Source organism: Streptomyces tauricus (assembly GCF_014650955.1).
In the GTDB taxonomy this organism is placed as follows: Bacteria; Actinomycetota; Actinomycetes; order Streptomycetales; family Streptomycetaceae; genus Streptomyces; species Streptomyces tauricus.
Genome location: NZ_BMVY01000004.1, coordinates 99424 through 112129, shown reverse-complemented (window position 1 = coordinate 112129; position 12706 = coordinate 99424). Strand labels below are relative to the sequence as shown.

8 protein-coding genes are annotated in these 12706 nt (G+C 73.9%); all 8 read left to right on the top strand.

All coding sequences use genetic code 11. From position 1 onward, the window contains the following. Positions 1-184: 184 nt before the first annotated feature. The 8 genes from IE278_RS09460 to IE278_RS09425 all read left to right on the top strand — a co-directional run bounded on the left by IE278_RS09460 (position 185) and on the right by IE278_RS09425 (position 12521). On the top strand, positions 185-1288 hold the full coding sequence (locus IE278_RS09460; protein WP_189770683.1) for an aliphatic sulfonate ABC transporter substrate-binding protein: 1104 nt from the start codon (positions 185-187) through the stop codon (positions 1286-1288). 34 nt (positions 1289-1322) lie between these two features. Then, positions 1323-2141, top strand: a complete 819-nt coding sequence (locus tag IE278_RS09455; RefSeq protein ID WP_189770682.1) for an ABC transporter ATP-binding protein — start codon at positions 1323-1325, stop codon at positions 2139-2141. Further along, positions 2128-3045: an ABC transporter permease gene (locus IE278_RS09450; RefSeq protein WP_189770681.1), complete on the top strand. Its 918-nt coding sequence runs from the start codon at positions 2128-2130 to the stop codon at positions 3043-3045. Before IE278_RS09455 ends, IE278_RS09450 begins: the two co-directional genes overlap by 14 nt. 5 nt (positions 3046-3050) lie before the next feature. Continuing rightward, complete coding sequence (locus IE278_RS09445) at positions 3051-3794, top strand: sirohydrochlorin chelatase (protein WP_189770680.1); 744 nt, start codon at positions 3051-3053, stop codon at positions 3792-3794. 289 nt (positions 3795-4083) lie between these two features. After that, the gene (locus IE278_RS09440; protein WP_189770678.1) at positions 4084-6396 is read left to right on the top strand and encodes a hypothetical protein; all 2313 of its coding nucleotides are present in this window, start codon (positions 4084-4086) and stop codon (positions 6394-6396) included. 4 nt (positions 6397-6400) lie between these two features. Then, positions 6401-7648 (top strand): TRAFAC clade GTPase domain-containing protein, encoded by a 1248-nt coding sequence (locus tag IE278_RS09435; RefSeq protein WP_189770677.1) that lies wholly within the window; start codon positions 6401-6403, stop codon positions 7646-7648. Further along, complete coding sequence (locus tag IE278_RS09430) at positions 7645-10875, top strand: GTPase-associated protein 1-related protein (protein WP_189770675.1); 3231 nt, start codon at positions 7645-7647, stop codon at positions 10873-10875. Before IE278_RS09435 ends, IE278_RS09430 begins: the two co-directional genes overlap by 4 nt. Continuing rightward, entirely contained in the window at positions 10872-12521 is a 1650-nt protein-coding gene (locus IE278_RS09425; protein WP_220451674.1) for a TRAFAC clade GTPase domain-containing protein, read from the top strand. Before IE278_RS09430 ends, IE278_RS09425 begins: the two co-directional genes overlap by 4 nt. The last annotated feature ends 185 nt before the right edge of the window (positions 12522-12706 follow it).

Below are 12706 nucleotides of genomic sequence, written 5' to 3'. Positions count from 1 at the left end.
GCGTCGGCAGCGGCGCCCTCGGTGCCGGGCAGGGCGGGGTCGCGCGATGTGCGTGCTGACGTACGCGCACTGCCTGCGCGCCCCGTCCCCCCGCCCGCCGTCGCGGATACGACGAAGACCTGCCGACCTCCCGGCCACGACCTGAAGAACCGTGACCGCCGGGCCAACGAGAGGAAACCCTCCCGTGCCTGCCAAGGGCTCCACACTGCTTCGCCGCGGCATAGCCGTGGCCGCCGCTCTTCCCCTCCTCACCCTCGCCGCCTGCGGCTACGGCTCCGACAAGGACGAGGACACCTCGAAGGTCGCCGCCGAGGGCAAGAAGCTCTCCGCCGACACCGTCCGGATCGGCTACTTCCCGAACCTGACGCACGCCACGGCACTCGTGGGTGACCAGGAGGGGCTGCTGCAGAAGGAGCTCGGGGGCACGAAGGCCTCGTACTCCCAGTTCAACGCGGGTCCCTCCGAGATCGAGGCGCTCAACTCCGGTTCGATCGACATCGGCTGGATCGGCCCCTCCCCCGCCATCAACGGCTACAGCACGACCGACGGCAAGGGCCTGCGGATCATCGGCGGCTCCGCCTCGGGCGGGGTGAAGCTGGTGGTGAACCCGGACAAGATCAAGTCCACCAAGGACATCAAGGGCAAGAAGATCGCCACCCCGCAGCTGGGCAACACGCAGGACGTGGCGTTCCTCAACTGGATCGCCGAGCAGGGCTGGAAGGTCGACGCCGAGAGCGGCAAGGGCGACGTCTCCGTGGTCCGTACGGACAACAAGATCACGCCGGACGCCTACAAGTCGGGGTCCATCGACGGCGCGTGGGTGCCGGAGCCGACCGCGTCCAAGCTGGTCGCCGAGGGCGCGAAGGTGCTGCTCGACGAGGCCGACCTGTGGCCCGACAAGAAGTTCGTGATCACGAACATCATCGTGTCGCAGAAGTTCCTCAAGGCGCACCCGGACGTCGTCGAGGCCGTGCTGCGCGGCTCGGTGAAGACCAACAAGTGGATCAACGCCAACCCGGACGAGGCGAAGGCCGCCGCCAACACCAAGCTCAAGGAGCTGTCCGGCAAGGAGCTGCCCGCCGAGGTCATCGACCCGGCGTGGAAGTCGATCCAGTTCACCGACGACCCGCTGGCCTCGACCCTCAACACCGAGGCGGAGCACGCGGTGAAGGCCGGTCTGCTGGAGAAGCCCAAGCTCGACGGCATCTACGACCTCGCGCCACTGAACAAGGTCCTCGAGGCCGAGGGCGCGAGCGCGGTCGACGACGCCGGCCTCGGCGTCAAGTAAGCCCGGAACGCCGAGAGTTCAGGCCAGCACACCCATGAGTTCCCAGGAGGTGACGACCGTGGCAACCGCCCTCGCCAAGACCGCCGACGCCGAAGCCGGTACGTCGGTGGAGTACGCCGCCCGGATCGAGCACGTCTCGAAGTCCTTCGCCGGCCCCGCCGGGCAGCAGCTCGTCCTGGACGACATCACCCTCGATGTCGCGCCCGGCGAGTTCGTCACCCTCCTGGGAGCTTCCGGGTGTGGCAAGTCGACGCTGCTCAACCTGGTCGCCGGGCTCGACAAGCCGTCCACGGGCGGCATCAGCACCGACGGCCGCCCGGCCCTGATGTTCCAGGAGCACGCCCTCTTCCCGTGGCTGACCGCGGGCAAGAACATCGAACTGGCCCTGAGACTGCGGGGCCTGCCCAAGAACGACCGCCGCGCCAGGACGGAGGAGCTCCTGGAGCTCGTCCGGCTGAAGGGCGCGTACGGCAAGCGGGTGCACGAGCTGTCCGGCGGTATGCGGCAGCGGGTCGCGCTGGCCCGCGCGCTCGCCCAGGACAGCCGGCTGCTGCTGATGGACGAGCCGTTCGCGGCTCTGGACGCCATCACGCGGGACGTGCTGCACGACGAACTGACCCGGATCTGGCACGAGACGAACGTGTCGGTGCTGTTCGTGACGCACAACGTGCGCGAGGCGGTACGGCTCGCCGAGCGCGTGGTGCTGCTGTCCTCGCGCCCGGGGCGGATCGCACGGGAGTGGACGGTCGACATCCCGCAGCCGCGCCGCATCGAGGACCCCGCCGTGGCGGAACTGTCCGTCGAGATCACCGAACAACTGCGTGGGGAGATCCGCCGACATGGCCAGCACTGAGACGAGCACCGTCAAGGACGGTGACGCTCCCGCCGCGAAGGACGGCGGGGGCGATCTCGCCGGACTGGAGGCGGGCCTCGACGCGCTGGACACCGTCCAGTCGAAGAGGGCCCCGTTCCGCACGACCTTCATGGAGAAGGTCTTCCCGCCGATCGTCGCCGTGGCGCTGGTGCTGATCGTCTGGCAGGTCCTGGTGTGGGCGGAGGTCACCGACAGCTACAAGCTGCCGGCGCCGTCCGCCGTCTGGGACGAGGTCCAGGAGGCCTGGCTGGAGGGCACGCTCCTCGAATACATCTGGACGAGCGTCTCGCGCGGCCTGCTCGGCTTCCTGATGGCCCTCGTCATCGGCACCCCGCTGGGACTGCTGGTCGCCCGCGTGAAGTTCGTACGCGCGGCGATCGGCCCGATCCTGTCCGGCCTCCAGTCGCTGCCGTCGGTGGCGTGGGTGCCGCCGGCGGTCCTGTGGCTCGGCCTCAACGACTCGATGATGTACGCGGTCATCCTGCTCGGCGCGGTCCCCTCCATCGCCAACGGGCTCGTCTCCGGCGTCGACCAGGTCCCGCCGCTGTTCCTGCGCGCGGGCCGCACGATGGGCGCGACGGGCCTGCGCGGCACCTGGCACATCGTGATCCCGGCCGCGCTGCCCGGTTATCTCGCCGGGCTCAAGCAGGGCTGGGCGTTCTCCTGGCGTTCGCTGATGGCCGCCGAGATCATCGCGTCCTCGCCCGACCTGGGCGTCGGCCTCGGCCAGCTGCTGGAGAACGGCCGTACGGCCAACAGCATGCCCATGGTGTTCCTCGCCATCCTCCTCATCCTGATCGTCGGTATCGCCATCGACCTGCTGATCTTCAGCCCGCTGGAGCGGTGGGTGCTGCGCAGCCGCGGTCTCCTGGTGAAAAGCTGACCTCCATGGCCCGACCGGTCCTCCTCGTCATCGCCCACGGCAGCCGCGACCCGCGCCATGCCGCGACCGTGCACGCCCTGGTACGCCAGGTGCGGGCGCGGCGGCCCGGGGTGCGCGTGGAGACCGGCTTCCTGGAGTTCAACCTCCCGTCCGTCTCGGGCAAGCTGAAGTCCCTGGCGGCGGAGGGCGTACGCGACGTCGTGGCCCTCCCCCTCCTCCTGACCCGCGCCTTCCACGCGAAGACGGACATCCCGTCGGTGCTGAACGAGGCACCGGCCCGGCTGCGGATCCGGCAGGCCGAGGTCCTGGGCCCGTCACCGCTCCTGACGGCCGCGCTGGAACGGCGGCTGTACGAGGCGGGGCTCGCCCCCGCCGACAAGTCCTCGACCGGGGTCGTCCTGGCCGCGGCGGGGTCCACGGACCCGGAGGCGATCGCAGTGATCGCAGAAATCGCGCGGGAGTGGCGGCGCACCGGCTGGTGCGCCGTGCGGCCTGCGTTCGCCTCCGGCACGTCGCTGCCGCGCACGGAGGATGTGGTGCGGTCGCTGCGCGAACTGGGGTGCGGGCGGGTGGTCGTGGCGCCGTACTTCCTCGCGCCGGGGCGGCTGCCGGACCGGGTGGCGGTTGGTGCGTCCGAGGCGGACGTGTTGGCGCCGGTACTGGGCGCGTCGCCGGAGGTCGCGCAACTGCTCCTCACCCGCTACGAGGAGGCGCTTGCGCCGACCGCGCGAGCAGCCCTGGGCGCCTGAACCGTCAGGTGCGGGCCGGCGGGGGCGGGCCAAAAGACTGCGCAGTTCCCCGCGCCCCTACGTACGTAGGGGCGCGGGGAACTGCGCAATGGGGGGATAGGGGGCGGAGCCCCCATGTGGTGACGGGGTGGGTAGGGGCGGCGGGGGCGAGGAACGTTTTGGTTCTTCACTTCAGACCCACCCGGCCCACACAACCCCTCCCACCTCGCCGGATTCCGAAATCCACCCCCTCCCACCCCCCGAATCTGATGGGATGTCGGTCGCAGGCACGACCGGGGGAGCGGTACAGGTGGCAGGTCAGGAGTTCGGGCATCACCTCGGCCTGCCCCGAGCCCTGTCCGCACTCCCCCTCTCCCCCCTCACCCCCGGCTACGCCCACCTCCTCGCCACCCAACACGCCGCCGGCCTGCGCCACATCGGCGAACTGTTCACCTCAGGCCCCGGATTACGCGTCCTGGACGGCGTGTTCGTCCCGGTCGGCGCCCGCGGCCGACGACGCGTCGACCACGCGCTGCTGGCCGACCTGGGCCGCGGCACCGGCCCGGCAGCCGCCCTCGCGAACCAACTCGCCGAACTCCACCGACACGACCCGCAGACCCTGCGCAGAGTCGTCCTGTACCAGCTGATCGAACTGCTCCAGGACCACCCGCGCGGCCAACACCCCGACACCGCCCGCTCCTTGGGCATCCACGCCGAGGAGGCCGCGGGCCTCGTGGCCGCCGCCCGCGTCCGCCCGGTCCTGGACAGGGCGCAGCGGGCCGCCGCCGAGTCACTGGCCGACGCCTGGGCCGAGCACCGGCTCCGTCGTGTGCGCACACTCCTGGAGCGGCTGCCGCGCACCGGCCGCGACCCGTCGCTCGGCACGCTCCGGACCACCCTCTCCCGCCGCCTCGGCCATGCCGACGCCGCGCTGGACGCGGCCCGTGACGCCGAGCGGGCCGGCGACACCGAGGCCGCGACGGAGGAGTACCTGCGGGTCCTGCGCCTCGCGGCGGACGACCGCAAGGCACTGTTCAGCCTGGTACGCATCCACCGGCCCCGCCACGACGACCGCGCCGAGCCGCTGCGGTGCGTACTGGGCCCGGAGTCGGCGGTGTTGACCTGGGACGCGACAGAACCCGGCGTCACCTGGCGGATCCTGCGGCTCCGGCGGACCGGGCGAGGCAGCACCGAGGTACGCGAGGTGCGCCAGGTGGCCCCGGCTGAGGGCGGCGCGGGCGGCATCGAGGACCGGGCGGTACCGCTCGGGAGCGTGGTGCGGTACGTGGCGCTCCCCGTGCGCCAGGGCCGCGTCGACGGCGTACCCCTCGTCGCGCGGGAGATGGCGGTCACCCCCGAGGTGAGCGATCTCGCGCTGACGGACGGCCGGGAGCGGATCGACGGCACCTGGCGGACCCCGCCGGGCGCCACGGAGGTGACGGTCGAGCACACCGGTCCCGACGGCCTGACCGCACACCTGCCGTGCGGGGACGGCCGGTTCACCGCCACCGGGCTGCCGCCCGGCCCGCACCGGTTCCGGGTCGTCTGCCACTACCGCACGCCCGAGGGACAGTCCGTGGCCTCTGCCGGCGCCGCGGCGACCCGGACGGTGCACCGCTGGCCCGACCCCGTACGGACGCTCACGGCCACGGCGGAGGGCGAGGGAATCCGGTTCACCTGGACGGGCGGCGAGGACGGCCTGCCCAGGAAAGGCACGGAGGTACGGCTCGTGTGCTGGCCCGGTGAAGCGCCTTTCCCCGGAACCGAGTTGGCCGTCTCCGAGGTGCCCGTACCGCTCCCGTGGTCCCGTCGGGACGGCGACGGCGATGGTGAGGTGCTGTGTCCGCCGCCCGGCACGCATGCCGAGGTGGCGGCCGTCGCCGTGCTCGGGGAACGTGCCGTGGCCGGGCCGACCGTCACCGTGGAGGCGCCCGTCCCCGTGACCGGGCTGAGCGCGCGGCGGCAGGCGGACGGTCAGGTGCAGGTCGTCCTCGACTGGCCCGAGGGCACCGGTCTGCTGACCGTCAGTTGGACGGAGGGCGACGGGCGCACGGGCGAGAGGGCCGTCGCCGCGCACCAGTACCGGCGTCAGGGTTTGCGGCTGCCGGTCGGCCGGGGCGGTGTCCGGGTCAGGGCCGTGCCCGCGCCGCGCGCCTCGGGGTCCGTGGTGGCGCTGCCGTCGGCCGCCGAGGCGGTGCTGCCGCCGGACGCGTCCGTCGCGTACCGCCTGGTGCCCGGGCCGCGCCGGATGCTGCGGCGCGGCAAACCGCTGATCCGCGTGACCCTCTCTTCTCCCGATCCAGCACCCGACCCATCACCCGGCTCCTCGTCCGATCCCTCATCCGATCCGTCGTCCGAGGGGGTTCAGACCGGACTCCCTGATTCACTGCCGGAGTTCGTCTGTGTGGCGCGCAGCGGGACCCTGCGCCCGCGCGGGCCCGCCGACGGCACGACCGTGCTCAGGATCGCCGGAGCCGAGCTCCTGGAACTGCGTACGGTCGAGTACGAGCTGGACTCGGCGCCCTGTCCCGTCCCGTACACCCTGCGCGGGTTCCTGCTCGGCGAGCACGCCACGTCCGTACGACTCGAAGAACCGTCCCCCGCGACCCTGGTGGTGCGCTGAACCCATGACGACCGTCATCTGCCCCTACTGCTTCGCCCGTTCGTCGGCCGCCGGGCTGCCCTACCGCTGTCTGATGATCGCGGGCGGGGTGCGCGGCTCCCAGCCCTGCGGGCCCGAACGCGACGACGTGTGGGCCGAGTTCATGGGCCCGAGCATCCCGCCGTCGGCCCGGATGCGCGGCCCGGTCTTCAACCGGCCGCGCTCGGCGGTGTCCAGGCTGCGGCCCGCCGCGCACGCGGGTCCCGCCGTCTGCCCTGGCTGTGGCGTGACCACGACGGTCCGGGTGTGCGGCTCCTGCCACAGCGATCTGCCCAGTGACTACTGCGAGCAGGACAGCCGGATCATCGCCCTGGTCGGCGCGAAGGCGTCCGGCAAGAGCACCTATGTCGCCGTACTGGTCAACGAGCTGAACCGGCGGGTCGGCCAGGCCTTCGACGCCTCGCTCGCCGCGATGGGCCAGGGCACGCAGCAGCGCGACAAGGAGATGGCACAGGACCTGTACGAGCGGCTGCGGCTGCCGGACGCGACCCGTCCCGCCGCGCTGGGCTTCAACGATCCGCTGCTGTACCGGCTGAGCCTGCCCCGGCGCGGACGCCTCGGTTCGGGCAGCCGGCACACGACGCTCGTGTTCTTCGACGCGGCGGGTGAGGACCTCGCGGGCGCTGACGCCGTGGACCGCTACACCCGCTACCTCAGCGCGGCCGACGGCATCATCCTGCTGGTAGACCCGCTGCAACTCGGTTCCGTACGGGACCGGTTGCCGCTCGGGGACGGGCCGCCGCTGCCCGCAGTGGAGACACCGCCGCAGCAGATCGCGGCCGACCTCGCCACGCAGTTGCGGGCGCACGGGCGGGGCGGCTCGCGCGGCCGGGTGAGCACGCCGATCGCGGTGGCCGTGACGAAGACGGACATGCTGCGGCCACTGCTCGACCCGCACTCGCCGCTGCTGCGCAGCGCCACCCACGACGGCGGGACGCTCGACGAGGACGACCGGCTCGCGGTGCACGAGGAGCTGCGCTCCCAGCTGGCGGACTGGGACTCCGGGGCGCTGTACCGGCAACTGGAGCGCGACTTCGCGCAGTTGTCGCTCTTCGGGCTCTCCGCGCTGGGTGCGCCGCCGCCCGCCGACGCCCCGGCGGACGTACCGAAGTCGGGGCCGCAGCCGTTGCGCGTGGAGGATCCGCTGCTGTGGCTGCTGGCCCGGCGCGGGCTGCTGCCGGTGACCAACGCACGGAAAGGACAGTCCAGGTGACGCTCTCCCAGCTCCACTACACCTCCGCGCCGCCGGGGCCCGGCGGGTCCGGCTTCCGCTTCACGGCGGTCAGCGCGGACGTGCCGCAGGGCGTGCTCAGGGAGGCGGAGCAGCTCATCGGGTACGAGCCGCCGCGGGACTCCCCCGCGCGGCCCGACGCGGGGGAACTCGCCGACTTCCCGACGGCGTTCAGCTTCAGCGAACTCTCCGACGGCGGGCGGCTGCTGAGCCGGTCCGTGTACACGGGCGTCGACTACAGCGGACGGTGGGGCAACTTCCACGCGCACGCCCTCCATCTGCCCGCCGGGGTGCGACTGCCGGACGGCGCGCTGCCCATCACGGCCTGGGAGTCCCGGCGTTGGGGCCGGACGACTCCGGACGGGGGCAGGCCCGAGCCGATCGACCGCTTCGAACCGTCGGGGCTCATGCGGCAGGAGGCGCTGGTGGCCTTCGCCGCGTCCCGCGCCGACCGGCTCGCGGCGGTCCTCGCGGATGTCCGCGCGGTCGCGGACGACCCGGGAGCCGGACAGGTCGTGCTCGTCGAGCGGGACAGCGCGGCCGTGGCCCAGTGGATCGCGCTGGCCTGTGCGGCGCTGCCCCGCGAGCAGGCGCACCGGCTGACCTTCACGACGTACACGCGGCGGCCCGTGCAGGCCAGGCAGCAGATCATCGGTGTGCTGCCGTCGTCCGAGACCGTGGCGTACGGCCATCGGCACCGGGTCCACGACTGCACCCGGCCGCCCGCTCCCGCCCCGGCCGCCGGGGCGGTGACGGACCCGTGGGCGGAGGTGTGCGCCCGGGTGTGGCGGGCGGGCAGGCCCGAGTTGTTCCGGCATCACGGGCCGGACCTCGGTTCGCTGGCCGCGGCGGCGCTCACGGCGCGTGTCCCCCTCCCGCCGGCCGCGCTCACGGCGGCGACGCAGTGGGTCCGTGACCGTGCGGGGAGCATGCCCGAGGGCGAACTGGCGGAGTTCGTCGAGGCGTTGTGCGAGGCACGGCCGTCGGACGAGACGCCATCCGGCGCGGCGGACGGTACGGCGTCGGCGGGTGACTTCGTCGCGGGGCTGATCTCGCTGTTCGAACGCCTCGACGGGCAGGTGCCGGCGTTCGTCTCGGCGCCGCTCGCCGCGCGGGTGCTGACGGCGGCGGTGCGCGGGGACGGGCCGGTCCCCGTCGTCCACGGCGCCGCGTTCACGCCCGAGGCGCGGCTGCGGCTCGGCGGGGAACTGGGGTACGCGATCCGCGCGGGCGTCGCCGACCCGGCGCAGCCGCCGACCGGGCGCCCGCTGGGCCTGCTGCGCGTCGCCGACCTCCTGGAGGTCGACTGCACCGACCTCCTCCCGGACCTCGCGGCACGCCTGGCCCAGGCGCTCATGGACATCCCGGAAGCGCGGCTGACCCCTTCGCCCGCGGCCCCGGAGGCCCGTACGGCCCCCGGCCATCCGGGCCGCCGCACCCGGGCGACGACGGCCGACCGCACCGACGCGGTCCCGTGGTGGAGCACACGCACGCCCCCGGCCCACCCGGAAGCCGGGAACGGGTCCCGGCCGGGCACCGGGCAGGACGCCGCCGCGACCGGTCCCGCCGGCCCTGCCTGGCCCGCCCGCCCCACCGGTCCCGCCGAGCCCACCAGTCCGTCCCACCCCGGCGGTCCGGAACGCCCCGGCGGTCCCGGCGGTCCCGGCGGCCGGGGGCGTCCTGCCGGTCCGGCGCAACCCGGCGGTCCCGGTCGCCCGGAGCGTCCCGGCGGGCCCGACGGTCCAACGTATCCCGGCGACCCCACTGGGCTCGCCGGCTCCGGCGGCCCCGGCAATCCAGGGCGTCCCGACGGTCCGGCATATCCCGGTGGTCCCGCTGGGCTCGCCCGCCCCGGCGAGCCCGCTGGTCTCACTGGACCCGGTGGCCCCGGTGGTCCGGTGCATCCCGGCAGCCCGGCGTATCCCGCCGGGCACGGCGGCCCGGCGCATCCCGGCGGTCTCGCCGGTCCCGGTGGCTTCGGCGGCCCCGGCGCCCCCGCGTATCCCGCCGGTCTCGCCCACTCCGCCGGACCCGCCAACCCTGCCGGTCTCGTCCACCCCACCGAGCCCCCCAACCCCATCCGGCCCGAGGATCTCGGCGTGCTGCGTGACGCCGTTGTCGCTCACCCCACCCTTCGGATCGCTCTCTTCGGGGCGCTCGATGCCGTCGCCGCCGGTCGGCCGGTGGTCGCCGCGCGGATGTTGGCCGTCGCGGGGCTTCCCGTGCGGGAACACCCGGGGTTTCCGCATCTACGGATGTGCGCGGCGTATGCCTCGTCCGCCGGGGCGGGCGACCGGCTGGCCGCGTTCCACGGTGTGGTGCGTACCGCCGGGGTCTCCATGCACGCCGAACCGGCCGTGCTGCGGACCGCGCTCGACCTGGTGTGGCCCGGTGAGCTGCCCACGGGCCAGGAGGCGAGCCTGCTGCTCAACGAACTCGGCTCCGACGCGCACCGCGCCGCCGGGACCCGGGACCTGCTGATCGACGCCGCGCTCGCGGCGCCGGCCGACGACCGCGACATCCCGGCGCTCGCCGCCGACCTGCTGCGCTGCTTCACCACGGAACTGGCGCCGGAACAGCGCGCGGCACTCCTGCTGCTGGAGTTCGCGGGACTGCTCGGCACCGAGGGCGAGGGACTGGACTGGGTACAGCGCGCGGCGGCGCTCGCCGCGAACGCCCGCCCCGTGCCCGCGCCGGTCCTCGAACGGGTCCACCGCGCCCTCGCGCGCCGTCTGCTGCGCGGCTCGGCGCCGCCCGGTGAGCTGTACGCGCTGGCCCTGTCCGGTGACGCGGACCTGCTGGCCGCGTACGAACGGGCGGCGCAGTCGAACCGGGTGGGCGACCGGCTGCGTACCGTCCCCGGCTATGTCGCCGACTGCTTCTGCGACTGGAGTTCGCACGCGGGCGCGCACCCGGCGTGGGACGAGACATGTGCCGCGCTGCTGGCCAAGGTGCTGCGGCCCGTCGTGCGCGCGCTGCCCGCCGAGGATCTGGCGCTGGTGGAGTCGGGCCTCGACCGCGCGGGCCGCGGCAAGCTCGACGCCTTCCGGGCCTGGAACCGCCCCGGGACGCTCGGCCGCCTCGCGGGCCGCCTCACCGGCCGCGGACGCGGCAGGGACGGCGGTCGGGACGGCGGCCGGGACAACAACCCGTCCTCGCGGTACGGCGACGTGGCACCCCCGCCGGGCGACGGCAGGGAGCGCCGGTGAACACGGTCGCGCAGTACCTCCTCGGCTTCGTGGCGCTGATCGCCGCCGCCGTCTGCTTCGGCAACGCCCTGTGGCAGCTCCTCGCCCAGGGCGTCCGGGCGGTGTGCTCCGCCCTGGGCCCGCGGCAGGAGGGCCGGCCCGACACCCGTATCCCGGATGTCGGTGGGGGCGCCGGAGACGGCGAGCCCGCCGAACTCGCCTACTGGTGGCGGCAGATGTGGGTGGACTCGGCCACCGCGGGCGGTTTCGGCTTCCGGGTGATCTGGCTGGGGTTCACGGGCCGATGGACCCGGCACACGACCGCGAGGCTCTTCCGCGGCATCCGTTCGAACGGGATCCCCGAGCGCAACTCGTTCGTCCAGCTGGGGATGTGGCTCGTCGCGCCCGGCACGTTCCTAGGCGCCCTCGTGGGCGCCACGCTCGCGACCGTGTTCCTCGCGCTCGCGCTCGCGGTCTTCGCCGTCCTGCTGGGCCTGGTGTGGCTGGGCGCCGCCGGGACCGCGCTCGTGCTGCGGGGCGTGGAGCGCGGCTGGGCCACGGCCTTGCGCATCCGCGTCAAGTGCCCCTACCCGGGCTGCTACCGGCCGGTACCGCTCGCGGTGCACCGCTGCCCCGGCTGCCGGGAGCCGCACGCCCGGCTGCGTCCCGGACGGTACGGGGCGCTGCGGCACATGTGCTCCTGCGGGCAGCGGCTCGGGGCGACCCGGCTCGCCGGCCGCGGCCGGCTCACCGCCCTGTGCCCGCACTGCGACCAGGTGCTGCCGGACGCGGTGGGCACCACGCGTGTCGTGCACGCGCCGCTGGTCGGCGGCACCTCGTCGGGCAAGACGATGCTGATGGCCGCCATGGTCGAGGGGCTGCACGCCTGGTCACGGCGGAGCGGCCTGCGCGTCGAGTACGCGTCGACGGACGACCGGCAGACCGCGAACTCCCTCAACCAGGAGCTTCAGCGAGCCACGTGGGCGCACGCCACGACCGGGGGCCAGCCCCGCGCCTTCATGCTGACCGTCACGCTCGGACGGCGCCGCCGGCTGCTCTACCTGTACGACCCGATGGGCGAGTCCCTGGAGGACGCCGAGCGGGTGCGCGCCCAGCACTACCTCGCGCACACCGACGGGGTCGTCCTGGTCGCGGACGTGCTCGCCGAGCCGACCGTACGTACGAAGCTGAGCGGCGCCGACGCCGACCGGGCCACCGCCGCGCGGCCCTCGCCGCAGGGCCCCTGGGAGACGTACCAGCGGCTGGCGGGCGAGCTGTCGGCGCTCACCGGGCGGCGCGGCAGGATGTCCGTGGCGACGGTCGTCACCAAACGGGACGTCCTCGACCAGCTCGACTCACTGCCGGTGGCCGGTGCCCGGATCGACACCTGGCTCACCGAGATCGGTCTCGGCGGGCTCGTCCGCGCCCTCGGCCACGACTTCAGGGCCGACCGCTACTGGGCCGTCAGCGCCCACGCGGCCACCGGCGCGGGCTCGTTGGACAGCGAGCAGCGGCGGGCCGCCGAGCCCGTGCTGTGGCTGCTGGCCGCGTCGGGGCTGCGCACGGGCCGCCTGATCGGCCCCGACCCGGCCGCCGGATCGGGAGCGAAGGGGGCGAAAGGGTCAAAGGAGAAGAGTCCGGGAGAGAAGAGGTTCGACACCGTATGAGCACCGTGACGCGGCACATCAGATGGGGGCGGCGCATGGCCCTCGGCCTGTTCGTCACCGCACTGGTCCTGACGAGCGCGCTCCTCGTCACGGCCGTCCTGTACGCGGTGCGCTGACCGACACGTATACCGACCCACGTGCCAGTACACGTGCCGGCACGCACCGACCCAGGTCAGGAACCAATC

What these genes read in the sequence shown, in the direction of transcription:
- IE278_RS09455 (WP_189770682.1), top strand. Translation starts at nt 1,323, where the DNA reads ATGAGTTCCCAGGAGGTGACGACCGTGGCAACCGCCCTCGCCAAGACC.
- IE278_RS09450 (WP_189770681.1), top strand. Translation starts at nt 2,128, where the DNA reads ATGGCCAGCACTGAGACGAGCACCGTCAAGGACGGTGACGCTCCCGCC.
- IE278_RS09445 (WP_189770680.1), top strand. Translation starts at nt 3,051, where the DNA reads ATGGCCCGACCGGTCCTCCTCGTCATCGCCCACGGCAGCCGCGACCCG.
- IE278_RS09435 (WP_189770677.1), top strand. Translation starts at nt 6,401, where the DNA reads ATGACGACCGTCATCTGCCCCTACTGCTTCGCCCGTTCGTCGGCCGCC.